Genomic DNA, 26,106 nt, shown 5'->3' with positions numbered 1-26,106 from the left:
ATTTTTAAAACATTAAACAGTAGTCTTCAGACTTTCAGATGTCGATAAAAAGAGTTCGTTATGTCAGTTGAACAAGTGATAACCCAAAAACTGAACCAGTCTTTTAGCCCCATCCATCTAGACGTGCTTAATGAAAGCAATCGTCACCATGTGCCACCAAACTCAGAGACCCATTTTAAAGTCGTTGTCGTTAGTGACGAGTTTGAATCACAACGTCTAATCTCACGCCACCGCGCTGTCAATGGTGTTTTGGCTGAAGAATTGGCTAATGGTGTTCACGCATTATCGATTAATGCTTACACTCAAGAAGAGTGGAAAGCCCTTGATGCAGTGCCTAAAACGCCAAACTGTAAAGGTTAATTTTTCTCTTTTAAAGTTAGAGTAGATATTAATTTTTGATTGCTTAAACCTTATCTAAAACCTCATATCTGTATGGGGTTTTTTATTGCCTAAAACTCCTTTCTGTTTCCTTGTTAACTTGGTCTTAAATATACTTCAGCCCTTAGAATTAGTGCGACGACTTATCCCAGATTTTGCTTGTGTCATCAACTTGTCATTTTGTACTGGTAACCATGAGTATCTTCAGCCTTAGTGCATAGCTGTTCACAGTTAATTTTGATGCTATGATGCCAAGCAGATTATTTACCAACCTTAAGGAATGAGTAATGCCTTTACTTGATAGTTTTACCGTTGACCATACACGCATGGAAGCACCAGCAGTTCGTGTCGCTAAGCATATGAGTACACCTAAAGGTGACACCATCACAGTATTTGACTTACGCTTTTGTGCACCTAATAAAGACATTTTAAGTGAACGTGGTATTCATACATTAGAGCATTTGTTTGCAGGCTTTATGCGTGATCATTTAAATGGTGACAGTGTTGAGATTATTGATATTTCACCAATGGGTTGTCGTACCGGCTTTTATATGAGCCTAATTGGTGTGCCATCTGAGCGCATTGTAGCTGACGCTTGGTTAGCTGCGATGGAAGATGTACTCAATGTTGTTGAGCAAACTGAAATTCCTGAGTTAAATGAGTATCAATGTGGCACCTTTGAAATGCACTCGCTTGAACAAGCCCAAGATATTGCACGTGCGATAATTGCTGCAGGCGTTAGCGTTAATCGTAATGACGACTTGAAACTGAGTGATGACATTTTACGTACACTCTAAGTATTATTTTTGATTTAATTTAGATTGTATTTTTTACGGTGATTTTTTTTATAAAAAGCGGCTTTTGCCGCTTTGTTTTTAAGTGGTTAATTTTTTATTAAAATACTGTTCTTATTTGTTTGAAGACGTTATTGTTATCAGTTGATAATAGGATGTTATTCATAACAATAAAGCATCGAAATATACGATGCTGGTGATGTATTTTGGGAGTTAATCATGTCTAAAAGTCAATTCAGCTTGTCTGTAATTGCTTCTGCTGTGCTTTTTGTTTGTCATTCAGGTTCAAGCTTTGCAGCAACCTCAGTTACTGCTTCAATGGATGAGTCAAACAATACTGTTGTACTAAATCAGCCGCAGACGGCTCCGTTACATTATCGAGATAGTACAATTCCGTTAGCGTTTTCAGGCATGACTGTTTTACCAAATAGTCATGGTCAAGCGACAGACGTGACCCATCGCGGCGCGATGAATGGTATTGCTATCACTCAAGATCGTGTGAGCTTTTCTCCCTCTCCTTATGCAGCACCTCAACTGGTACTTCAGCCCAATTTAGCTCTGCAAAGTAAAATATCGACCTTGAGTTTAAGCGATGTCACTAAAGGTGGGATGGGCGCATTTGGCCATGTCAATTACACCAGTGCGCAAATTAGTTCTGCAGAACTTGGTGGCCGAGCTAATATCGAGATCAATGAAAATGGCGATGGCCATGTAGGAGCTATTGCCAGCGGTTTAAATAAAGAATACGGCATGATGCTAGCGGTGGACTATCAAAACACTGCTCAAGAAATTGGCTTCGTCAGTGGCTTTGATGACGAACAAACCCAAACTGACATTATGTTTAAGATTAATGCCGACAGCTTAGTGGGCGCTCGTAATCCACAACAAACTGAGTTTATGTATCAATATACAAATTCAGATAGTGGCTTCTCGAATATTGGCCTAACGGCGCAGGACTGGGCGACTAATCCTGGCACTCGCTATTCAGCGACTCAAAACGACAAACAAGAAGGCCAGCGCCATAAATATCAAGTTAGTCATATCGTCGACTTAACGGGTGGCACTCAAATGGTGTCAGACTTTTACTATCAATCTTATGATGAACAAAAATCTCAACTTAATTCATTGGACGGCACCTTTATTGGTCTTAGTGAATTACAAACCATTGCTGATTTTGATATGAACCCTGTTGGCAGCAATAATCTTTCTTCAATGTTAGAAGATAACCACTATGCGGGTTATGGACTGCAAACTGAAGGAACGAGCCAATACGGTGAACATCAAGTAACTTACGGCGCGCTTTATCATTCCGATAAAGCTGAAATGAAATTTGGTCAGCAAGATTGGTTATGGAGTGACGATAGAAGCCTTTCTAGCATTAATGTTGATAAAGCTGTGCTTGCGTATGTTGATGATGTCAACGTACTCACTACCACAGCGGATGCAAAGTTAAATTATGGCGCCTTGTCATTTAATTTAGGCCTTGCCTTTGAAAATGTCAGCACCACTCGTGAAGTGAGTACTGAAGCTTACGGAATTGAAGCTGCTGACTTTTCTGATGATGGTTGGATCCCATCAATTGAAATTGCTTATGCTACAGGTGCTTGGAAAGCAGCAATTGCTGCTAAACAAGCTTGGAGCGCTGCAGCTGCTGGTAATGCTACTCAACAAGCTCAAGAGTCAATGCAGTATCAATTAGGGCTAACTTATCAGACTGACACGCTTAATCTTGGTGTGAACATATATATGCAAGATTTTGATAATCAGCATATTAGCTGTATGTGGAGTATGGCGTGTGATTATTCGCAGCGCTACGTTCAAGAGAACATTGAGGACGTTAGTGTTAACGGTGTTGATGTATCCGCTGACTATCAGTTTGCATTCGACAGCTTTGCAATTCCAATTTCAATTCAGTACCAATACAGTCAAGCTGAATTTGGTGAGTCAGGGACTAATGACTTAATTGGGCTTTATGTGGAAGGCGAGCAATTGCCTTGGGTGCCTGAGCAACAATTAGCGTTAAGTAGTGGCATTATCGTCGGTAAATTCAGTTTTATGGCGCAAGGTCTTTATCAGTCAGAGCTAGGCTATGCGACAGCCTTTAATGGTGGTCAGCAAATAGATGAGCAATGGAAAGTAGATATTGCTGCCAATTATCATATCTCAGAAGTGCATGAAATTTATTTACGCGTAGAAAATGTACTGGATGAAGATTTAGTGAGCCAACAATCTTCCCTGGGAATAAGTTCTCAAGGTGAAATGTTGAGTTACTTAGGCTATCAAGCGCGTTTCTAAAAAAATACAATCACCTCAATATTACCTACCTAACTGTTTTAAAAGTGCTTTAGTATGGGCGGTTTAAGCCCATACTAACTGCTACATTTGTTAAAAAATAGATAAACCACTTCTTGTATTAATTCTTTTAAAATTAATGCTATAGTGCTCTTGTTACTGAATTATTGCATCGGATCGCTTGATATCAGTCTTTTCCACACCCTAAATAGGTGTAATTGTTTAAAAATGAACAATCATAAATTTCAATCACCTATTATTTTCGTGGCGATAGCGCACATTTTGGGGTAAAATGCGCGCGACCAGCGTGATTGCGATCGCATTTCCGTGATAAATCTGCGCTAGCTCAACACTGAAGTGTTTGTTAACACTTTGTTTTTTTTGGGTAGGAACGCGGCGCATTGTCTTTCCTTCAAACGTAGTGCTTGTGGATATGATTACAATAAAGAAAGGATTGGAACTACCTCTAGCAGGTGGCCCAGAGCAAGTTATCCATAATGGCCCAGCCATTAAGAATGTCGCCACTTTGGGTGAAGAGTATATTGGCTTACGTCCAACGATGAAAATCAAGGTTGGCGAAAAAGTTAAGAAAGGCCAGGTTATTTTTGAAGATAAAAAAAACCTAGGCGTAAAATATACTGCTTTAGCTAGTGGGACTGTATTAGAAATTAACCGGGGTGCGAAACGTGTACTTCAGTCAGTTGTAATTGAAGTGGAAGGTGACGATAAAGTCAGCTTTACTCAATACAGCGCTGACGCTTTAAACACGTTAGATGCAGCTGTTGTCAAAGAGAACTTGATTGAATCAGGTCTATGGACAGCTTTGCGTACTCGCCCTTTCAGTAAAGTACCTGCAGTCGACTCTGTCGCCGCTGGTATTTTCGTCACCGCAATAGATACCCAACCACTAGCTGCAGACCCTGCAATTGTGATTGCTGAGCACAAAGAAGATTTTGCAAACGGTTTAACCCTCCTTGCTAAATTGACTGAAGGCAAAGTGTTCCTTGCTAAAGCACCTGGTGCAGATATTCCTTCAGGGAATGCTCAAGTTGAAGAGTTTGCTGGTAAACATCCAGCTGGCTTAGCGGGTACTCATATTCATCACTTACTTCCTGCATCTGCAACACGCACTGTGTGGCATGTTGGCTATCAAGATGTGATTGCAATCGGTCAGCTTTTTACTCAAGGCGAACTTAACACTCAACGTGTTATCGCTATTGGTGGCCCAGAAGCTAAGAACCCACGTTTAATTCGTACGGTTCTAGGTGCAAGCACGACTGAAATCACTGCTGGTGAAGTTGAAGGTAATACGGTTCGTGTTATCTCAGGTTCAGTATTAAGTGGTCGTCAAGCAGCAGGTCCTCACGCTTACCTTGGTCGTTATCATCAACAAATTAGTTTGTTGCTTGAAGGGACTGAAAAAGAATTATTCGGTTGGGCAATGCCTGGCAGCGATAAGTTCTCTATCACTCGTGCTTTCTTAGGTCACTTAAACCGTACTGGTCTGTTCAATATGACCACCAGTACTGGTGGTTCTGACCGTGCAATGGTGCCGATTGGTAACTATGAACGTGTTGTTCCGTTAGACATCTTACCGACAATGTTACTTCGCGATTTAGTTTCTGGTGATTATGACGGTGCAGCTGCACTGGGCGCATTAGAACTAGACGAAGAAGACTTGGCATTATGTACCTTCGTATGTCCAGGCAAGTATGACTACGGTACATACCTGCGTGATTGTTTAGATACGATCGAGAGGGAAGGCTAATGAGCTTGAAAGATTTTATCGAGCGTATTGAACCGCAATTTGAAAAAGGCGGTAAGTACGAAAAGTGGTATGCCCTTTATGAAGCGGCAGCTACTGTGTTTTATACTCCAGGTAAAGTAAACAAAGGTAGCACGCACGTGCGTGATAACCTTGACCTTAAGCGTATGATGATTACGGTTTGGGCCTGTACTTTCCCTGCGATGTTCTTTGGTATGTACAACGTTGGCTTACAAGCTCAAGATGCGCTTATTGCTGGTTTTGCTACTCCTGATGTATGGCAAGTCAGCCTATTTAGCTTATTCGGTACTGAGCTAACAGCAGACTCTGGCATAGCTGCCTTAATGTGGTACGGCGCCTGTTGGTTCTTACCTATCTATGCAGTGACCTTTGCAGTTGGTGGTTTTTGGGAAGTATTATTCGCTTCTGTACGTGGCCACGAAGTTAACGAAGGTTTCTTTGTAACATCGATTCTTTTTGCTCTGACGCTGCCAGCAACAATTCCATTATGGATGGTTGCACTAGGTATTACCTTCGGTGTCGTTGTTGCTAAAGAAGTGTTTGGTGGTACAGGTCGTAACTTCCTAAACCCTGCATTAGCCGGTCGTGCTTTCCTATTCTTTGCTTACCCACTAAACATGTCTGGTGACACGTCTTGGGTTGTGGCTGACGGTTACTCTGGTGCAACTGCACTGAGCCAAGCTGCACAGGGCACACTAGAATACGGTATCACTCAAGATTGGTGGGATGCATTCTTTGGCTTCATTCCGGGTTCTGTCGGTGAAGTGTCTACTTTCGCTATCCTATTAGGCGGCGCGGTTATCGTTTATACCCGTATTGCTTCTTGGCGCATTATTGCTGGTGTGTTACTGGGTATGATTGCAGTTTCAACTCTGCTTAATCTTATCGGTAGTGATACTAATGCAATGTTTGCTACGCCTTGGTATTGGCATCTAGTTTTAGGTGGCTTTGCATTCGGTATGATGTTTATGGCGACTGACCCAGTTTCTGCGTCATTCACTAATAATGCGAAATGGGCTTACGGTCTTCTGATTGGTGCCATGGCAGTGTTTATTCGTGTTATTAACCCAGCATTCCCAGAAGGCATGATGTTAGCAATTCTATTCGCTAACTTATTCGCACCTTTATTTGACCATTTTGTGGTTCAAGCAAATGTTAAGCGGAGGATTTCACGTGGCCAGTAATAAAGAATCAATCGGCAAAACATTATTTGTTGTTGTTGGTCTTTGCTTTGTTTGCTCAATGTTTGTTTCGACAGCAGCAGTGTTATTAAAGCCGACTCAACAGCAAAATAAATTGCTAGATAAGCAAAAGTACATTCTTGAAGCAGCAGGCTTAGTGGATACTAAAGCCGGTAAAGTAGAGAAAGAAGTTATCATCGAAACATACAACAAGTATGTTGAAGCACGCCTAGTTGATTTAAAATCAGGTGACTTCGTAGAAGGTGATGCTGATACTTTTGATGTTGAAAAAGCAGCACGTACTCCAGCAACATCTTTCAAGCCTGAAAATGATATTGCATCAGTGAAGCGCGTAGCAAACCAAGGTGTTGTTTATCTTGTTAAAGATGATAGCAATGAACTGCAAACCGTTATTATTCCTGTTAAAGGATACGGTTTATGGTCAACCATGTTTGCATTCTTAGCCGTTGAACCTGATATGAATACTATTCGTAGCTTAGTGTATTACGACTTCACCGGTTCTGGTGAAACGCCAGGTCTAGGTGGTGAAGTTCAGAACCCACAATGGGTTGCTAAGTGGCAAGGTAAGAAACTTTATGATGACAATGGCGAGTTAGCTATTCAAGTCACTAAGATCCCAACTGTTGCTTCTTCAGTTCATGGCGTAGATGCTTTATCTGGCGCAACACTAACAAGTAATGGTGTTCAGCATTCACTTACGTTCTGGTTAGGTGAAGAAGGTTTTGCACGCTTTATCGAAAAAGCACGCAATGGAGGACTGAGCTAATGGCTGATGCTAAAGAACTTAAACAGGTTCTAACTGGACCTATCATTAACAACAACCCAATTGCTTTGCAAATTTTGGGTGTATGTAGTGCGCTAGCTGTAACCGCTAAAATGGAAACAGCCATCGTAATGACATTAGCGTTGACTGCGGTGACGGCATTTTCGAACTTATTTATTTCGATTTTACGTAATCACATTCCAAGTAGTGTTCGTATTATTGTGCAAATGACCATTATTGCTTCATTAGTAATCGTGGTAGACCAAGTGCTGCAAGCTTACGCCTATGACGTCGCTAAGCAGTTATCAGTATTTGTTGGTTTGATTATTACTAACTGTATTGTAATGGGTCGTGCAGAAGCCTATGCGATGAAAACTCCTCCTTTAATGAGCTTCATGGATGGTATCGGTAACGGCTTAGGCTACGGTGCAATCCTATTATCAGTTGGCTTCTTCCGTGAGCTATTTGGTAACGGTTCGTTATTTGGCGTTGAAATCCTAAGCAAAGTCTCTGACGGTGGTTGGTACCAGCCAAATGGTTTGTTACTTCTTCCTCCTAGTGCGTTCTTCTTGATCGGTATGTTGATCTGGATTATTCGTACTTATAAGCCAGAGCAAGTAGAAGCAAAAGGGTAAGCGCAATGGAACATTATATTAGTCTGTTAATTCGTTCGATATTCATTGAGAACATGGCATTAGCCTTCTTCTTGGGTATGTGTACTTTCTTAGCTGTGTCTAAGAAAGTCACCACAGCGATGGGCCTTGGTGTAGCAGTAATTGTGGTTCTTGCCATTGCTGTACCAGTTAACCAAATCATCTACCAAGGATTATTAGCACCAGGCGCGCTTGCTTGGGCTGGTGTTCCTGATGCAGATTTGAGCTTCTTGAAGTTCATTACCTTCATCGGTGTTATCGCTGCTTTAGTACAAATTTTGGAAATGGCGTTAGATAAGTATTTTCCACCTTTGTATAACGCGTTAGGTATTTTCTTACCATTGATCACCGTAAACTGTGCGATTTTTGGTGCAGTTTCATTCATGGTTGAGCGTGATTACAACCTTGGCGAGAGTTTAGTATTCGGTATTGGCTCTGGTATTGGTTGGGCTTTAGCAATCGTATTGCTAGCAGGTCTTCGCGAGAAAATGAAGTATTCTGATGTGCCAAAAGGCTTACGTGGTTTAGGTATTACCTTCATCACTTCAGGCTTAATGGCGCTAGGTTTCATGTCGTTCTCAGGTGTATCTCTTTAAGAGAAACCTTACGACGTATTAATTTGAACCTTAAAGGATAAAGTTAATGGATATTCTTAACGCTACTCCAATAGATGTTTATCTAGGTGTGAGTATGTTTACCGCTATCGTACTGATTTTAGTTTTAGTGATTTTATTCGCTAAATCTAAGTTAGTCGCTAGCGGTGATATCACTATCTCAATCAATGATGATAGCGATAAAGCAATTAAAACAGGTGCGGGTAATAAACTATTAGGTGCGTTAGCAGATAATGGTATTTTCGTATCAAGTGCCTGTGGTGGCGGTGGCTCATGTGGTCAGTGTCGCGTTAACATTAAGTCTGGTGGTGGTGATATTCTACCTACAGAACTTGATCATATTAGCAAAGGTGAAGCTCGTCAGGGTTGTCGATTAGCCTGTCAGGTTAACGTTAAAACTGATATGGACATCGAACTTGATGAAGAAATTTTCGGCATCAAGAAATGGGAATGTGAAGTTATCTCAAACGATAACAAAGCAACGTTCATTAAAGAACTTAAGCTGCAAATTCCTGGTGATGAATCTGTACCTTTCCGCGCCGGTGGTTACATTCAGATTGAAGCACCAGCTCACCATGTTAAATATGCAGATTTTGATGTTCCTGCTGAATACCGTGGCGACTGGGAGCACTTTGGCTTCTTCAACTTAGAATCAAAAGTTGATGAAGAGACCATTCGTGCATATTCAATGGCAAACTATCCAGAAGAATTTGGTATCATTATGTTGAACGTGCGTATTGCTACGCCGCCGCCACGTAATTTGACCTTACCTTGTGGTAAAATGTCATCGTACATCTGGAGCCTAAAAGAAGGTGACAAAGTCACTATCTCTGGTCCATTTGGTGAGTTCTTCGCTAAAGAAACAGATGCTGAAATGGTGTTTGTTGGTGGTGGTGCTGGTATGGCGCCAATGCGTTCACACATCTTCGACCAGCTTAAGCGTCTTAACTCTAAGCGTAAGATGAGTTTCTGGTATGGTGCTCGTTCTAAGCGTGAAATGTTCTATGTTGAAGATTTTGACGGTTTAGCATCAACCAATGAAAACTTTGAGTGGCACGTTGCATTATCTGATCCGCAAGAAGAAGATAACTGGGATGGCTACACTGGTTTCATTCATAACGTATTGTACGAAAACTACTTACGTGACCATGATGCACCAGAAGATTGTGAGTTTTACATGTGTGGACCTCCAATGATGAATGCTGCCGTAATCGGTATGCTTAAAGACTTAGGTGTTGAAGATGAAAACATCTTGCTCGATGACTTTGGTGGCTAATGCGTTAATCCTTAAAGATTAGCAATTAACCAAAAGACATTGAACGTCATAAATTGCAGCTCGCTGACACGGAGGTCACTCTAGTTAGTAAGCTGCAATTTTTTATTTTAGATATTACTAATTTGAAGTTTGAAATGATAAAGATTGCTATAAAATCGATTGCTGTATCCCTTGTTTTATTATTCCTAACAGCTTGTGGAACTGAAGATAAAATCGTGTCACTTGCTGGAAAAACGATGGGCACTACTTACCATATTAAAGTGGTACGTAATGACCGTTTACCAACGACACAATTACTGCAAGCTGAAATCGATATTGCGCTTGAATTGGTGAATGATCAAATGTCGACTTATAGGCCGAGATCTGAATTATCAAAATTTAATCAGCTTGGAATTAATCAAAGTATTACCGTTTCAGAAGATACGATAGAAGTCTTCAAAGAAGGGTTACGACTCTATGATGTTACTGATGGCGCACTTGATATTACCCTAGGCCCATTAGTCAATTTATGGGGTTTTGGGCCAGATAAACGTCCAACTGAAATACCAAGCGCAGAAACCATTGAAAGAGTGAAAGCCAAAGCCGATATTAACGGTTTTACTATTAATGGATTAAAACTGACTAAAACTAACCCTGATTTATATGTCGATTTATCATCATTAGCCAAAGGCTATGGTGTCGATAAAATAGCGAACTTACTAGATAAGTACCAAGTAGAAGGTTACTTAGTCGAAATCGGTGGTGAAATCAGCGTTAAAGGCGTTAAAGATGATGGTGCGCCTTGGCGTATCGCTGTTGAAAAACCTTCAACAGAAGGGGCGTCGGTTCAACAAGTTGTTGAACCAGGAAACATGGCACTGGCAACATCTGGTGACTACCGAATTTATTACGAAGAAAATGGCGAACGCTTTTCGCATTTAATCGATCCTCGCACAGGGTATCCAATTAAGCATAAGCTAGCCTCTGTTACTGTCTTGCACCCTAGCAGTATGACTGCAGATGCATATGCGACTGCTATGATGGTGTTAGGTACTGAGGCTTCATTAGCTTTGGCACACGATCAGCACTTACCAGTGATGCTGATTGAAAAAGATGGTGAAGATTATGATGTGTTTTACAGTGAAGCATTTGCACCGTACATTCAATAAATGCGGCAAAATTAAGACGATGAGTTTCACTATGCGATATTTCCAGATCAGAAGAAAAAGTTGGAGAACATTATGAGTACCTTTATTGCAGCGTTCGTTGTGTTGTTATTATTTTTTCTATTGATGTCTGTTGGCTATATCATCAAGAGAAAAGCAGTTGAAGGAAGCTGCGGTGGTTTAGGTGTATTAGGTATTGAAAAAGCTTGTGACTGCGATGACCCATGTGATAAACGTAAACGCCGTATGGCTGAGTCTGAGCGAGAAGCAAAGTTAAATCAAAATCGCATCATTTAATCACTTTTAGCCATGTTATTGGCACAGTGGACTAGTGAAAAATTCTATTGGCATTTTCTTTAACAAGAAGGTGTCAAAAATAAAATCCAGATGAGCTTTTGCTTATCTGGATTTTTTTTCAGGAAATAACTATGCAGTGAGATACAAACTTTACAAAACTATTTTGAGGTGTTTTCAATTAACAATTTCACTGATTTTTGTGATTTTACGCATGTTTGATAATTGACGTTTTTCCATAGAGGCGTGATTCTATTGAAGATAGTTAGCATCGGGAATTTATGAACCTAGTTAATAACCTAAGTTATAATGATAATGATTATCAATAATTAAGTTTATGATTTTAAAGGGTATTTGTGTTTTGTGAACGTATGTACTATTCTGTTGGAAATTGATCCAGATCAATCTTGCATTTAAAGGACAAAATCATGAAAGGCCATCCAAAAGTAATTAGTCAGCTAAACCGTGTGCTGACTTGTGAGTTAACTGCAATTAACCAATATTTCTTGCATGCGCGCATGTTTAAGCATTGGGGATTAGAAAACCTCAATGAAAAAGAATACAAAAAGTCGATTCAAGACATGAAACATGCTGACAAGTTAATTGAGCGTGTATTGTTTTTGGAAGGCCTGCCTAACTTACAACAGTTAGACAAATTACGTATTGGTGAGCACTGTGAAGAAATGCTTGATTGTGATGAGCAAGCGCTAACTGAACAATTAGTGGTATTGCGTGAAACTATCAAGTTGTGTGAAGCAGAGCGCGATTATGTTAGCCGCGACTTATTAGAAGATTTACTCGAAGATGAAGAAGAACATCTAGATTGGATTGAATCTCAAAAAGAATTGATCAATCAAACAGGTATTCAAAACTACCTTCAATCACAAATTAAAGATTAATAGGAAATTAACATGAAAGGTAATCCAGAAGTCATTGCAGCGCTTAACGCACTATTAACCGGTGAATTGTCGGCTATGGACCAGTACTTTGTACATGCTCACATGTATGAAGATTGGGGATTTGACGAACTATACACGCGTATTCTTCATGAGTCTGATGATGAAAAAGCCCATGCTGCTAAGCTTGTTCAGCGCATCTTGTTCCTTGAAGGCACACCTGATGTTGCAAGCCGTGAAGCATTAAACATCGGTAAAGACGTTGAAGAAATGCTGAAGAACGACCTAAACTATGAATACGCAGTTGCAGATCATTTACGTGAAGTGATAGCGCTATGTGAAGCCAAAGAAGACTTCCAAACTCGCGAAATCTTAGAAGTATTACTTGATGATACTGAATCAGATCACATGTACTGGTTAGAAAAACAAATTAGATTGATTGATCGCGTTGGTTTACAGAATTACCTACAGACAAAAATGTAGTTTTCTATCAGGCAGCTAATTAAAAACTAGCTTGCCGCGCGAAGTCATCATACTTAGCCCAACGATGTTGGGCTTTTTTGTGTCTATTTTTCAGTTTGGCTTTTTTGTAGATATTTTTTGAGGGGTAATAACTGATACCGACTAAAACAGAAACTTATAATTAACTCATTGAACAATAAATAGTGGTACTGTTTTTATATACAGTGTTTTATGTACAAACTTCTATGTTTTGGCTATTATCTTCTTTTAGTCGCTTAGTGGGCACTAGTATCCAGTTATTAACTAAGCCAGACATTACACAAGATACTACAGCGCTAATGACCAATAAGCTGCATCGGATAAGTCAGCCACACCAATAGCTGATGGAACAACACTCAAACTAATGATGACTCAGCAACAGATATAGATTAACGATGACAAACTCAGTACGAAAAATTATTCATATCGACATGGATTGTTATTTCGCCGCAGTGGAAATGCGCGACTTTCCTGAGCTTCGAGGTAAGCCCTTAGCAGTAGGTGGGAGAAGTGATCGTAGAGGTGTCATCAGTACCTGCAATTATGAAGCGCGTGAATTTGGAGTGCGCTCTGCCATGTCGAGTTACCAGGCACTTAAATTGTGTCCAAATCTTACATTAGTGCCTGGGCGTATGAATGTATACAAATCTGTTTCTGTGCAAATTCGTGAAATTTTTCATCGTTACACTGACTTAGTTGAACCACTGTCGTTAGATGAGGCTTATCTTGATGTCACTGATTGTAAGGAGTGTAAGGGCAGTGCTACATTGATTGCAGAGGCCATTCGTAAAGAAATTTTTGACGTGACTGGCTTAACAGCATCGGCAGGTGTTGCTCCGATTAAGTTCTTAGCTAAGATAGCGTCTGATTTAAATAAACCCAATGGCCAGTATGTGATCCCGCCTGATGCCATCGCAGATTTTGTTAAGCCTCTGACATTAAATAAAATTCCAGGAGTAGGTAAAGTTACCTCGGCTAAGTTGGCCGCATTAGGCCTGAATACATGTGCCGATGTGCAGCAGTACCCAAGTGATAAGTTAATTACGGCATTTGGTAAGTTTGGTGGTGTTTTAATAGAGCGTTCTCAAGGTATTGATAATCGATTGATTAGTCCAAATAGAATTCGAAAATCAGTAGGGGTTGAAACGACACTTGCGCAAGATATTTTCACTCTTGAGCAATGTAATAACGTCATGCCACAACTTATTCAAGAGTTGATTGCTAGGGTGCACCGAAGTGCTAAAGACAGACAGATCCATAAACAAGTGGTGAAGCTTAAGTTTAATGATTTTAAACAAACCACGATTGAGCATAGAAGTGATGAGATTTCGGTTAATTTATTTCAAGAGCTACTGACACAAGCATTAGAGCGAGCTAATGGCAGGGGGATCCGTTTGGTGGGCGTCTCCGTTGGACTTGCTGATATTGTAATTGAAACTGCTGAACAATCACGTAGTAGTGAGCAATTAGATTTAAACTTTTAAGATTAAGGTGACTGAAAACTTGCTAATAAAAAAGGCTGTCAAATGGCAGCCTTTTAATTGAATTCTAATTCGAAACCTAGTCTTTAGCTGGAATACGTTCTAGTACAGCTAATAGTAGCTCCCAGTATTGACCCACTGTGGTGATGTTAACCATTTCATCTGGGCTGTGTGGGTAGCGAATCGTAGGACCAATCGAGACCATATCCATTGTTGGGTAAGGCTCTTTAAATAGTCCACATTCAAGACCTGCATGGATGACCATGATAGTAGGATCTTTTTTGTAGATGTCATTGTAAGTATCACGAACAATGGCCATAACAGGGGAGTTATTATCAGGCTTCCAACCAGGGTAAGCGCCAGATAGCCCAATACTTGCACCTGAAAGATTGGCAAGTGCAGTTAATTGAGTTTCAATTTCAACGCGACCTGAATCAATTAATGAGCGGATTAGACATAACACTTCAACAGATTCATTTTCAGTGTTGATAACACCAACATTTAATGAAGTTTCAGTTACGCCTTCAACTTCATCACTCATGCGCATTACGCCGTTAGGGCATGCGTGGAGTAAATCAATTAAGGTGTTTTGCGCATCTTCACTCATGACTTTTTCTGGCGCATCCACTGTTGCAAGTGTTAGCAGCATATCTGGATCGGCAATTGATAATTCTGCGCGTACAATTGCTTGGAACTCACTTATCGCTTGTTCAAGGTTTGCTTGGTTGTCACTTGGTAACATAAAGCTAATGCTGGCTTCACGAGGGATGGCATTACGTAGTGATCCGCCAGTGAAATTAACCAGCTCTAGAGCAAGGTCATCAGCGTAGCTAAATAAGAAGCGGGCAAGTAACTTATTGGCATTACCGCGACCTAAATGGATGTTCACGCCAGAGTGACCACCTTTAAGCCCTGATAAGGTCAAGCTAAAGCTTGCGTTGGTTTGCTCAGGGGCTTGCCAAGACATTGGCACGCTTAATTGAGCGTCAACACCGCCTGCGCAACCCATGTAAATTTCGCCTTCTTGTTCAGAATCGGTATTAATTAAAATATCCGCATCCAACATGCCTGCTTCAAGACCGAAAGCGCCAGTCATACCGGCTTCTTCATCAATGGTCAGTAACACTTCTAATGGGCCGTGTTTGATATCATCTGCGCCAAGCACTGCTAAAGCTGATGCCATACCAATACCATTATCTGAACCTAAGGTCGTGCCATTGGCTTTAACCCATTCGCCATCAACGTATGCTTCAATGGGATCTTTCTCGAAGTCATGTTCTTTGTCGGCGTTTTTTTGCGGCACCATATCTATGTGGGCTTGAAGTACCACAACTTTACGATCTTCCATACCTGGAAAAGCAGGCTTTTTAATGATGAGGTTTCCCACTTTGTCTTCGACAACACTTAAGCTTTTTGACTTAGCCCATTGCTGAATATGTTCACTTAATGCTTGTTCGAATTTTGAAGGATGCGGAATTGAACAAATCTGTTCAAACCATTGCCATAGAGGCTGAGGATATAATTGATTGATCGCTGTCACGAAGACTCCCTTATTTGTTTTTGAGGTGGGAATAGATGGTCAACAGTCTAGCATATCAAGCAAGTTTGACTGTGATCTGTGGCCATTTGATTGTTTGCTCTTTATCAAATATATGTAAATAAATATTAACCCTCGTAAGGTTTTAAATTTATATACTTTGATGATGGTTACTCGCTATTATTTATTGTTCAAAGCAGACTGTTCATACCTTAATAAAAAATACTAAAAAGGAAGGCTCATGTTTCAAGTGGATCTAGTAGACGTTCAGAGTGATGAAGCAATTTTTGAAGGACATGGCTGGGATGCCGTGATTGTTGTCGCTTCTAATTTAGACAATGTAGCGCAGGATGAAATCAAGCTACTCGCCAATCATGCTAAACAAATTGATCAACGTATTGGACGCAGCGCAACATTATTATTAGCCCCAGGACTTGCTGGCGGTCGTTTAATTGTATCGCCGGTTATCAATGCTGAAAACGAATATAGTGACGTGACCGTATTTGCTAAAGCTGCCCGAGAAGGTATTGCCATAGCTAAAGCCGCTGGTTCAGTTAAACCTTTACTTGTGGTCAGTGAACATAGTGATACTCGTTATCAATATGCCAAGCAAGTTTCGGCTTTAGCTTGCGGCCAAGAGTTATGGCAATCACTTGAGTATCGCGAAGCTGAACAAAGCTCACCAGCAATGATTAATATAGGATTATTGGTGACTCAATCTTGCAGTGAGTTACTCAATGCAGTTGAAAGCGGCAAAGTACTTGCTCGTGACTTATGCGGAACTGAACCAGAAAGAATGGCTGCACCAGCATTTGCTGACTATTGCGTTGATGCTTTTGAAGGCAGCGGCTTGAGTGTATCAGTTGTTGAGGAACAAGAGGAGCTTGAGCGTGATTACCCTCTGTTGTGCGCAGTAGGACGAGCGTCATTTTGTGTTCCAAGACATCAACCTCGAGTCGTTAAAATTGAATATGCATCAGAAGGCGAAATTGAAAAAACCTTCTTATTTGCAGGAAAAGGCGTGATTTACGATACCGGTGGTGCAGATATTAAGGTCGCTGGCGGGATGGCTGGCATGAGCCGAGATAAAGGCGGCGCAGCAGCCGTTGCTGGACTTATGAAAACCTTATCGATTTTAAAGCCTAAAGGTATTCGTGTTATTGCTGAGCTTGGTTTGGTTAGAAACAGTATTGGCAGTGATGCTTTTGTACCTGATGAAATTATCAATAGTCATGCAGGTGTTCGAGTCAGAATTGGTAACACTGATGCTGAAGGGCGTTTAGTGTTAGCAGACTTATTATCACATTTAAGATTAAAGGCGGTAACAGCTGTGAACCCGCAACTATTTTCAGTTGCTACATTAACAGGTCATGTAGTGCGCTGTTATGGCGGTTATACTGCAGTAGTTGAAAATGCGGTGTCAAAGCAGATGGGCATTGGTGAAGGTATTGCGGCAATTGCAGATCAATGGGGGGAGTCGGTTGAGCTTTCTCGTCTTCGTCATGATGATTTTGCTAAAGTAAACAATATATCAGGGCAAGGTGAATTGTTGTCATCGAATAACGGACCATCTGCTATAACAGCCCGCGGACATCAATATCCTGCTGCTTTTTTGATTAATGCATCGGGTTTAGCTGAACATGGGACTCAATCGCAAACCCCTCTGCCTTTTGCACATATTGATATTGCGGGTAGTGCCACAGAAGGTCACCCTTTATACGGTAAACCTACTGCTTCACCGTTGGTAACTTTATTACATAAGGTTACAATCTAACCTGTGGTAGCTTAAAGTTTAATCAAACACTATATATAGTGGCTCTGTTGCGTAAGTAACAAAGCCGCTGGTATTTTTACAGTCCTTTAAATGTAATTTAGTTTCTTTTTTGGCTGTTTTTAAATTATTTTTAAATAATACTTGTAATAAAATTACATTTTGGTATTATTACTCTCGTTGAAGAGCACGGTGCTTTTCAATTCTAGTTCATCCAGGAAGGATAAAGTCTCCAAGGAATCGAGTAAGTAAGTTGTCTCAATGGATTGAGAAAAGTAAGTTCCAAGGAACCGAGCCCAGCAAGACTAGGTTTTAAACAACTTTATTTGGAGTATTTACTATGTCTTATACAGGCAATCAATATATTTATTGGCAAAACACTTGGTTAAGTTCTGATGCTTTAGCTGGTGGTTTATATGCCATGACCTTCAAGGGCTAACCCATCCTTGATTGTAAGTTTTACCCGTATCAACCCTTTTTTCTGTCGCCTCACGGCGATCTTAGACAACAGTAAGCTAGTTCTCTATTGCTAGTTTATTTTGAAGTTTTATCACTTTATTGTGATTCAGTTTTCCCATCCCCATACCGGAAAACTTGTTAACTTGTCAGCCTACTCATTGAGTAGGCTTTTTTTTTGCCTGTCTATCACGAACTCAAGCGAATCAAACGATTAAATTGTCTTGCTAGCAAATATGAGTGTTTATATTGTGAATATGGCTATACGGCATATAAATACCTATAATCCTCGTCATTAAAATGTCATCTTTTTATTCTTTAGTATTTTGAAGAGGCTAAATAAGGTTGACCCCAATTCGTTCAATTCCCTTTTCAAGGATTTAAGTTTCATGTTAGAGAAACTGTTCAAACTCAAAGAAAACCAGTCAAATTTAAAACAAGAAGTGATCGCGGGTATTACAACTTTTTTAACCATGGCATATATTATTTTTGTAAATCCGATGATGTTAGCGGATGCAGGCATGGATCAAGGTGCAGTATTTGTTGCGACTTGTTTAGCTGCGGCGGTGGGTTGTTTAGTCATGGGGTTTGTGGCCAATTATCCAATTGCATTAGCACCAGGTATGGGATTAAACGCATTCTTTACCTATACCGTTGTTGGTGAAATGGGTTATAGCTGGGAAACTGCGTTAGGTGCGGTTTTCATGTCTGGTATTTGTTTTTTAATCTTGTCTTTGGTCAAAATTAGAGAATGGATAGTTAATAGCATTCCAATGAGTCTGCGTTTGGGTATTGCTGCTGGTATTGGTTTGTTTCTTGCCTTTATAGGCTTAAAAGCAGCGGGCATTGTCGTTGCTAGCCCTGCAACATTAGTTACCATGGGTGACATTACTTCGTTCCCCGCAGTAATGGCAGCATTAGGTTTCTTCTTAATTATTGCTATGGTACAACGTGGGCTTAAAGCTGCTGTTATTTTAAGTATCTTTATTGTGACTGCATTAGGACTGATATTTGGTGATGTCGCCTACAACGGTGTGGTGTCGATGCCGCCTTCTATAGCGCCGACATTTATGAAAATGGACTTATCGAGTGTATTAGAAATCAGTATGATTTCGGTGATATTTGCCTTTTTGTTTGTTGATTTATTCGATACCTCAGGCACCTTGGTTGCTGTGGCTCAGCGTGGTGGATTTCTTGATGAGCAAGGTCGCTTACCAAGAGTGAAGCGTGCGTTAAGTGCGGACAGTTTAGCAACAATTGCAGGGGCAAGCTTAGGTACTTCTACAACAACCAGTTATATCGAAAGTACAGCTGGTGTCAGTGCCGGTGGCAGAACGGGTTTAACGGCAGTGGTTGTAGGAGTTTTATTTCTGCTAGCATTATTTTTCGCCCCGCTTGCGGGAATGGTGCCAGCTTACGCAACCAGCGGCGCGCTGTTTTATGTGGCAATCTTAATGATGTCTGGTTTAGTTAACGTTGAATGGGAAGATTTAACAGAAGCCGCACCGGTAGTGATTGTTTGTTTACTGATGCCATTAACCTTTTCAATTGCCAATGCAATTGGCTTTGGTTTTATTTCTTATGCTGTGATTAAATTGCTTACTGGGCGTTTCAAAGACCTTAACCTTGGCATTGTATTTATTGCAGCATTATTTTTAATCAAATTCGTATACGGTTAATGATATGACTTGTTTGTTTTTGGTTAATGTTTAGTGTTTTGCTTGCAGTGGTATATTGAGGCTTTATTTATAAAGCCTGCCTTTTAAAGGTTTTGTTAATTGAAAGGTGTAAGCTAAAATAAAGTGGTTAGTTAAGTATTTGTTAAGGGTTATGCATTGCATAGCCCTTTTTTGTGCAGAATCATAAATTAAGTCATGAATTTCATTTAACAATACCAAGGATAGCTATTATTCTTTGGTCTAATTAGGTATAAAAATCTTCCATTAAAATGTTTGTTTGGAAAGGTACCAAATGTCTTACCAGCGGGTAGTAATAAAATTAGGCACCAGCGTGCTCACATCAGGCAGTAATAAGCTTGATAAAGCACATATGGTTGAGCTAGCAAGACAAATGTCTTTGTTAGTGCGTTCAGGTTTTGAAGTTGTTCTTTGTACTTCTGGTGCAATTGCAGCTGGGCGTGAGCACCTGCAGCACCCCGAGCTCCCCGATGACGTACCTCACAAACAACTCCTTGCTGCAGTAGGTCAAAGTCAGTTAATTCTTGCTTGGAGTGAAGTCTTTAGTATTTATGGTTTGCATGTAGGGCAGCTGTTATTAACTGGTGCTGACTTGCATGATCTTGAGCGTTACATGAATGCTGGCGATACGATTAATGTCTTGTTGCAAAACAACATAATTCCAATCATTAATGAAAATGATGCTGTCGCCACTAATGAGATTAAAGTGGGTGATAATGATAATTTATCAGCCAGAGCTGCATTGCTATGTGAAGCTGACCTGCTAATGTTGCTGACGGATCAAAAAGGCTTATTCGATGCCGACCCGAGATCGAACCCAAATGCCAAATTAATCACTACCGTAGCCACCATCGATGACAACTTACGTCAGTTAGCTGGAGGCGCTGTATCAGGGCTGGGCACTGGTGGCATGGCTACAAAATTAGAAGCTGCTGACATTGCTAAAAGAGCTGGGGTAGAGGTGGTGATAGCTTCAGGTCATCACCCAGATGTCATAACAAAAATTGCCAATAATGAATCAATAGGCACGCATTTTAGCGCGATTAAGAATCCACTAAGTTATCGCAAACAGTGGATTTTAGTAGGACCTGCAACAGAAGGGCGATTTGTACTCGATGACGGTGCATGTCATGCGGTTGTCGAAACAGGCAGTAGTCTGTTGTCAAAAGGCATAGTAAGCATTGAAGGCGAATTCGAACGTGGTGCGATTGTGTTATTGACCGATCAATCTGGCAATGTGATAGCAAAAGGTCTAAGCCGCTATTGTTCACGTGCCATGGTGATAATTGCTGGCAAGCATTCTAATGAAATAGAAGAATTGATTGGTTATGATTATGGCGCTTCTATAGTCCACCGTAACGATATGGTGTTATTAGACTGCGAACAATTTAAGGGAAGCAAACATGCCTCATAAAGAGTATTTACAAACATTAGGCAAGCAGGCAAAAACTGCAAGCTTTGCCTTGGCTAATCTATCTAGTCAAAAAAAATCTGAATTATTACATTGTATTAGTGAGCAGCTATCACTTAACAGTGATTCCATCCTTGCTGCAAATGCTAAAGATGTCGCAGCAGCGAAAGTCAATGGCTTAACTGATGCCATGATTGATCGCTTGTTACTGGATAATGAAAGGTTAAACGGCATTATTGCTGATATCGATAATGTGATTAACCTTGCCGATCCAGTAGGTAGTGAATCTGGTAGTCAGTTATTAGACAATGGTTTGCGATTAACTCAGCGCCGTGTGCCATTAGGTGTCGTAGGGGTGATTTATGAAGCACGTCCAAATGTAACTGTTGATATTGCGGTTCTTGCATTAAAAACCGGTAACGCGGTTATTTTACGTGGCGGTAAAGAAACACTGACTTCTAACCAAGTATTAAGTGATGTCATTCGTAAAGCATTAACCCTTCAAGGTTTGCCTGAAAATGCAGTTCAGTTAATCAATTCAACAGATAGAGAGCTGGTAACTGGATTACTTACCTTAGATCAGTATGTTGATATGATTATTCCACGTGGTGGGCAAACGCTGCAACGTTTATGTGCAGAAAAAGCCAGTATTCCTGTGATTTTAGGCGGCATCGGGATCTGTCATTTGTACCTTGATAAAATGGCTGATCTTAGCCGCAGCGCTGAAGTGATTATCAATGCTAAAGTGCAGCGTCCTACAGTATGTAATGCGCTTGATACTTTGTTAATACATCAAGATGTTGCAGCTGAATTTCTACCAGTATTGTTTAAGCAGATGTCAGCTTTAGGAGTGAGTTTCTATACGTGTGATAAAACCAAAGTTTTGGTTGATACTCAAGAATTTGAAATTCATTCAGCTACTGATGAAAGCTATTCGACTGAATGGTTGTCATTAACCCTAGGTGTAAAAGTGGTATCTGATATTGATACCGCCATCGAGCATATTCGTAAGCACTCTAGTGGTCACTCTGAAGCGATTTTGTCTGATGATATTAATGCAACGTGTCACTTTATGAATCAAGTGGATTCAGCTGCCGTTTATGTTAACGCCAGTACTCGTTTTACCGATGGTTCTCAATTTGGTTTAGGGGCGGAGGTTGCTGTAAGTACCCAAAAACTTCATGCTCGCGGGCCAATGGCACTGGATGCATTAACGACCTATAAGTGGTTGGCTACGGGTGATTATACTGCTCGCAGTTAATGTATATTGAGTTAATGATTAAGCTCGTATAGCACCTGACTCAAAGCTGTCACAATAAAAAGCATTTCGGTGCTTTTTTCTTTTACGGTTTAAGGGTTGGAAATAGCAGGCAAGGTTTTGCCTATCTTGGTTACTTTACGACGGACTATTGAGTATAAATAAGGTGGCTCGGCATGGCTGGAATTGTTAAACGTAAATAGGTGGCATAACACCAAACTCCAAAACTGCTTAATGTCATGATGATCGCGGCAATACGAGTAGCTTGCACATACTCTTTCATGAATGGAAAGTATTTAGATTGAATGCGGTTAGTAAAATAGACAGCAGGAAAAATAAAAACGCAGATATACATAGCAGGGTATTGAGTTGAGCTATCACCATAACAATACTCAAATACCATGATGCATACCGTTATTAATAAACTGGTAATACGGATCCTTGTTTCGACAGTGTCACTAAAATTCCACCGCGGCATTCCCATTGCCAATATCTCCATTATTTACATGTAACATATTAATAACAACTAATAAGCTAGCTGACAACCAGCTTATTAAGGTTAGTACTAAATATAGTCAGGTATTAATAAGATCAGTTACTAAATAGCGTTAAGTACAAACATCGTGAAGTTACCAATTAGCTACTGTACTGATAGAACTATCTCGCGTATTTATTTTTAAATAGTCGACTGATTCTATTGTTTAACTTTAGACATAAGCTTATGTACTAGCATAGGCATAGGTTTTTGAATTAATTTTGGTAATGCTTTTTGCAGTATTAGCCCTGTTAGAATGAAACATAATCCTATGTATGTACTTACGGTGATTTGCTCTTTTAATATCACTGAAATTAAAGCAACAGATAATACCGGCGTTAAGAATACCAGTGTGGTGATATTCGAAGTTTTATTGGTGGTTTTTAGTGCCATTAACCATAGTACGAAAGTTAAGCCCATTTCAAAAAGCCCAACATACATACCAGCTGCCAGTGCTGACCAGCTTATTGCTTCAATGGGTTGATGCAGCATCATTGCAGCTGTAACAAATGGTAAGCCAATGAGAAAGCTCAGTAATAGACTGACAATCGCATCGCCATCATCTTTAGTATTAATCACCCAATACAAACACCAGATCACCGTACTGCTTAATACAAACGCGATGCCTGTTGGGCTATCAAAGTTAAAACTGGTGAGATTACCGCCGCTAGCAATAACGTAAACGCCGCTATAAGCAATAAATGCCGCCATTACATCGACTTTAGTCAGTTTATGGCCTAGTAAAGGCACCGCTAAAATTGGCAGTAATATTGCCCAAGTGTAATTAAGTGACAATGCTTGCTGGGCGGGCAACAAGTCATAGGCTTCAAATAAAACGTAATAGTATAAAAATGGATTCAATAGACCAGTGAATAAATAAAATAGCGGTCGTTTGATAAATTGTTTAGCGATTAAACCAAAATGACCTTGGGCTATTACGATCATACTTAACGCAAAAATAGAGGTAATGACTGCCACAAAAACCAGTTGCAGTGGGGTGAAATAACCTAGTGCAATTTTAAATGCAGTCGCGACAGTCGACCACAGTAATACGGCCAAAAGGCCATAAATGTAAGCAAGAGTAGTGTTCGACAATGTCTTTCCTATTTGAGAATAATAAGCAGGTGAGATATTTTTCAAGATTGTATGCAATATGCAAAATGAGTGCACTATTTAATTTCTATTTGCTCAAGATATTTTAAATAAATTTACGATCTAGCCCTTGTAATTCTGATCGCTGTCCCAATATATGCAGTAAGGCTGATATGAGAGGCAAAAATTAGGACTTGAAATTACAAATCCTGACCCCATATCAACAACCATAAGCAAATTTAGAAACACTAAAATTTTATATTTCGGAGATCCTCATGGGCAAAATTATTGGTATTGACTTAGGCACAACAAACTCTTGTGTTGCTGTCCTTGATGGCGACAAAGCTCGCGTAATTGAGAACGCTGAAGGCGAACGTACTACATCATCTATCATCGCATACACTGAAGATGAAACATTGGTGGGTTCACCAGCTAAACGTCAAGCGGTTACCAACCCAACTAACACTTTCTTCGCGATTAAGCGTTTAATCGGTCGTCGTTTTAAAGATGACGAAGTTCAACGTGATGTTGACATCATGCCTTTCAAAATCATTGGTACTGACAATGGTGATGCATGGGTTGAAGCACACGGTAAGAAAATGGCTCCACCACAAGTTTCTGCTGAAATCTTGAAAAAGATGAAAAAAACTGCAGAAGACTTTTTAGGTGAAGAAGTAACTGAAGCAGTTATTACTGTTCCTGCTTACTTTAACGATTCACAACGTCAAGCAACTAAAGATGCTGGTCGTATTGCTGGTCTTGATGTTAAACGTATCATCAACGAACCAACTGCTGCAGCATTAGCTTACGGTATCGATAAGAAGCAAGGCGACAATGTTGTTGCTGTTTACGATTTAGGTGGTGGTACTTTCGATATCTCTATCATTGAAATCGATAGCAACGATGGCGACCAAACTTTCGAAGTACTGGCGACTAACGGCGACACTCACTTAGGTGGTGAAGATTTCGATAACCGTCTAATCAACTATTTAGCTGATGAGTTCAAAAAAGAGCAAGGTCTAGACCTACGTAACGACCCGCTAGCAATGCAACGTGTTAAAGAAGCTGCAGAAAAAGCGAAAATTGAACTTTCAAGCACAACTCAAACTGAAGTTAACCTGCCTTACATCACTGCAGATGCAACAGGTCCTAAGCATTTAGTGGTTAAAATCACTCGTGCTAAGTTAGAGTCTTTAGTAGATGACTTAATTCAACGTTCTTTAGAGCCACTAAAAGTTGCTCTAGCTGATGCTGACTTATCAGTTTCTGATATCAACGAAGTTATTCTTGTTGGTGGTCAAACTCGTATGCCTAAAGTACAGGCTGCAGTAACTGATTTCTTCGGTAAAGAGCCACGTAAAGACGTTAACCCTGATGAAGCTGTAGCGGTAGGCGCGGCAATTCAAGCAGGTGTACTTTCTGGTGACGTTAAAGATGTATTGTTACTTGACGTAACACCGCTTTCTTTCGGTATCGAAACTATGGGTAGCGTGATGACTCGTCTAATCGAGAAAAACACTACTATCCCTACTAAAGCACAGCAAGTTTTCTCAACTGCTGACGACAACCAAAGTGCTGTGACTATTCACGTACTTCAAGGTGAGCGTAAGCAAGCGAGCTACAATAAGTCTTTAGGTCAGTTCAACCTTGAAGGTATTGAGCCTGCTCCACGTGGCCAACCTCAAATTGAAGTTGCATTTGATATCGATGCCGATGGTATCTTAAACGTATCAGCAACTGATAAGAAAACAGGTAAAGCGCAAAACATCACTATTAAAGCTAACTCTGGTCTAAGCGACGAAGAAGTAGAGCAAATGGTACGTGATGCTGAAGCTCATGCTGATGAAGATGCTAAATTCGAAGAGCTAGTTCAAGCTCGTAACCAAGCTGATGGCATGGTTCACGCGACTAAGAAGCAAATCGAAGAAGCTGGCGAAGCATTACCTGCTGAAGAAAAAGAGAAGATTGAAGCTGCAATGGCTGAAGTTGATACTGCTACTAAAGGTAACGACAAAGAAGCAATTGATAAAGCAACTCAAGCATTAATGGAAGCGTCAGCTAAATTAATGGAAATTGCTCAAGCTAATGCACAAGCACAACAAGGTGAAGCTCCAGCACAAGATGCTCAAGAAGCTAAGCCTGAAGATGATGTTGTTGATGCTGAGTTTGAAGAAGTAAAAGACGACAAAAAGTAAGCTAAATAGTTAGTTAACTTTCAGGCGGGCGTTGAGAGAAATCTCTAACGCCCGTTCGTACAATACCTGCTTGAGAAAA

At 40.3% G+C, this 26,106-nt stretch carries 22 protein-coding genes; 19 read left to right on the top strand and 3 right to left on the bottom strand.

Translation table 11 applies throughout. From position 1 onward, the window contains the following. Window positions 1-60 precede the first annotated feature (60 nt). The 14 genes from K5Q58_RS01280 to dinB all read left to right on the top strand — a co-directional run bounded on the left by K5Q58_RS01280 (window position 61) and on the right by dinB (window position 14,078). Window positions 61-360, top strand: a complete 300-nt coding sequence (locus K5Q58_RS01280) for a BolA family transcriptional regulator (RefSeq protein WP_220751776.1) — start codon at window positions 61-63, stop codon at window positions 358-360. A gap of 305 nt (window positions 361-665) precedes the next feature. Beyond that, window positions 666-1,175 (top strand): S-ribosylhomocysteine lyase, encoded by a 510-nt coding sequence (gene luxS, locus K5Q58_RS01275; RefSeq protein WP_220751774.1) that lies wholly within the window; start codon window positions 666-668, stop codon window positions 1,173-1,175. 216 nt (window positions 1,176-1,391) lie between these two features. Further along, window positions 1,392-3,467 carry a TonB-dependent receptor gene (locus K5Q58_RS01270; protein WP_220751772.1) on the top strand — a complete coding sequence of 692 codons (2,076 nt, stop codon included), beginning with the start codon at window positions 1,392-1,394 and terminating at the stop codon, window positions 3,465-3,467. A gap of 430 nt (window positions 3,468-3,897) precedes the next feature. Next, window positions 3,898-5,232, top strand: a complete 1,335-nt coding sequence (locus K5Q58_RS01265; protein WP_220751769.1) for a Na(+)-translocating NADH-quinone reductase subunit A — start codon at window positions 3,898-3,900, stop codon at window positions 5,230-5,232. Continuing rightward, window positions 5,232-6,434 (top strand): NADH:ubiquinone reductase (Na(+)-transporting) subunit B, encoded by a 1,203-nt coding sequence (locus tag K5Q58_RS01260; protein ID WP_220751768.1) that lies wholly within the window; start codon window positions 5,232-5,234, stop codon window positions 6,432-6,434. Before K5Q58_RS01265 ends, K5Q58_RS01260 begins: the two co-directional genes overlap by 1 nt. Continuing rightward, window positions 6,424-7,218, top strand: coding sequence for a Na(+)-translocating NADH-quinone reductase subunit C (locus tag K5Q58_RS01255; protein ID WP_220751766.1), 795 nt, complete (start codon window positions 6,424-6,426; stop codon window positions 7,216-7,218). Before K5Q58_RS01260 ends, K5Q58_RS01255 begins: the two co-directional genes overlap by 11 nt. Next, on the top strand, window positions 7,218-7,850 hold the full coding sequence (locus tag K5Q58_RS01250; protein WP_055023682.1) for an NADH:ubiquinone reductase (Na(+)-transporting) subunit D: 633 nt from the start codon (window positions 7,218-7,220) through the stop codon (window positions 7,848-7,850). Before K5Q58_RS01255 ends, K5Q58_RS01250 begins: the two co-directional genes overlap by 1 nt. A gap of 5 nt (window positions 7,851-7,855) precedes the next feature. Then, a complete protein-coding gene (gene nqrE / locus K5Q58_RS01245; protein ID WP_153916808.1) occupies window positions 7,856-8,464 on the top strand; it encodes an NADH:ubiquinone reductase (Na(+)-transporting) subunit E in 609 nt (202 codons plus the stop codon). Window positions 8,465-8,510: 46 nt separating this feature from the next. Next, the gene (gene nqrF, locus K5Q58_RS01240) at window positions 8,511-9,758 is read left to right on the top strand and encodes an NADH:ubiquinone reductase (Na(+)-transporting) subunit F (RefSeq protein WP_220751764.1); all 1,248 of its coding nucleotides are present in this window, start codon (window positions 8,511-8,513) and stop codon (window positions 9,756-9,758) included. 134 nt (window positions 9,759-9,892) lie between these two features. Beyond that, complete coding sequence (locus K5Q58_RS01235) at window positions 9,893-10,906, top strand: FAD:protein FMN transferase (protein ID WP_220751763.1); 1,014 nt, start codon at window positions 9,893-9,895, stop codon at window positions 10,904-10,906. Between the two features lie 72 nt (window positions 10,907-10,978). After that, window positions 10,979-11,200, top strand: a complete 222-nt coding sequence (gene nqrM / locus K5Q58_RS01230; protein WP_055023787.1) for a (Na+)-NQR maturation NqrM — start codon at window positions 10,979-10,981, stop codon at window positions 11,198-11,200. A 425-nt stretch (window positions 11,201-11,625) separates the two neighbouring features. Then, entirely contained in the window at window positions 11,626-12,096 is a 471-nt protein-coding gene (gene bfr / locus K5Q58_RS01225) for a bacterioferritin (RefSeq protein WP_220751761.1), read from the top strand. A 12-nt stretch (window positions 12,097-12,108) separates the two neighbouring features. Continuing rightward, a complete protein-coding gene (gene bfr, locus K5Q58_RS01220) occupies window positions 12,109-12,576 on the top strand; it encodes a bacterioferritin (RefSeq protein WP_102528441.1) in 468 nt (155 codons plus the stop codon). Between the two features lie 413 nt (window positions 12,577-12,989). Continuing rightward, complete coding sequence (gene dinB, locus K5Q58_RS01215) at window positions 12,990-14,078, top strand: DNA polymerase IV (protein ID WP_220751760.1); 1,089 nt, start codon at window positions 12,990-12,992, stop codon at window positions 14,076-14,078. A gap of 76 nt (window positions 14,079-14,154) precedes the next feature. On the opposite strand, the gene K5Q58_RS01210 is transcribed toward dinB, so the two are convergent. After that, a complete protein-coding gene (locus K5Q58_RS01210) occupies window positions 14,155-15,615 on the bottom strand; it encodes an aminoacyl-histidine dipeptidase (RefSeq protein ID WP_220751757.1) in 1,461 nt (486 codons plus the stop codon). 238 nt (window positions 15,616-15,853) lie between these two features. Between K5Q58_RS01210 and K5Q58_RS01205 the strand changes: the two genes are divergently transcribed. The 4 genes from K5Q58_RS01205 (at window position 15,854) to K5Q58_RS01190 (ending at window position 22,208) form a co-directional block, all read left to right on the top strand. Next, the gene (locus K5Q58_RS01205; RefSeq protein ID WP_220751755.1) at window positions 15,854-17,386 is read left to right on the top strand and encodes a leucyl aminopeptidase family protein; all 1,533 of its coding nucleotides are present in this window, start codon (window positions 15,854-15,856) and stop codon (window positions 17,384-17,386) included. 842 nt (window positions 17,387-18,228) lie between these two features. Beyond that, window positions 18,229-19,518: an NCS2 family permease gene (locus K5Q58_RS01200; protein WP_220751753.1), complete on the top strand. Its 1,290-nt coding sequence runs from the start codon at window positions 18,229-18,231 to the stop codon at window positions 19,516-19,518. Between the two features lie 277 nt (window positions 19,519-19,795). Beyond that, the gene (gene proB, locus K5Q58_RS01195; protein WP_220751751.1) at window positions 19,796-20,950 is read left to right on the top strand and encodes a glutamate 5-kinase; all 1,155 of its coding nucleotides are present in this window, start codon (window positions 19,796-19,798) and stop codon (window positions 20,948-20,950) included. Continuing rightward, window positions 20,940-22,208: a glutamate-5-semialdehyde dehydrogenase gene (locus K5Q58_RS01190; protein WP_220751749.1), complete on the top strand. Its 1,269-nt coding sequence runs from the start codon at window positions 20,940-20,942 to the stop codon at window positions 22,206-22,208. The genes proB and K5Q58_RS01190 overlap by 11 nt, the downstream gene beginning before the upstream one ends. Before the next feature lie 145 nt (window positions 22,209-22,353). Here the strand turns inward: K5Q58_RS01190 and K5Q58_RS01185 are convergent, their stop codons facing one another. Together K5Q58_RS01185 and K5Q58_RS01180 are read right to left on the bottom strand one after the other, a co-directional pair. Next, window positions 22,354-22,683 (bottom strand): hypothetical protein, encoded by a 330-nt coding sequence (locus tag K5Q58_RS01185; protein WP_259651193.1) that lies wholly within the window; start codon window positions 22,681-22,683, stop codon window positions 22,354-22,356. A gap of 216 nt (window positions 22,684-22,899) precedes the next feature. Continuing rightward, entirely contained in the window at window positions 22,900-23,835 is a 936-nt protein-coding gene (locus K5Q58_RS01180) for a DMT family transporter (protein ID WP_220751745.1), read from the bottom strand. Window positions 23,836-24,107: 272 nt separating this feature from the next. Here K5Q58_RS01180 and dnaK point away from each other — a divergent pair, with 272 nt between their 5' ends. Continuing rightward, window positions 24,108-26,027: a molecular chaperone DnaK gene (gene dnaK, locus K5Q58_RS01175; protein ID WP_220751743.1), complete on the top strand. Its 1,920-nt coding sequence runs from the start codon at window positions 24,108-24,110 to the stop codon at window positions 26,025-26,027. Window positions 26,028-26,106: the final 79 nt, after the last annotated feature.

It is taken from the genome of Shewanella sp. KT0246, from assembly GCF_019654955.1.
Lineage (GTDB): Bacteria > Pseudomonadota > Gammaproteobacteria > Enterobacterales > Shewanellaceae > Shewanella > Shewanella goraebulensis.
This window is presented reverse-complemented; position numbering and strand designations above follow the sequence as displayed.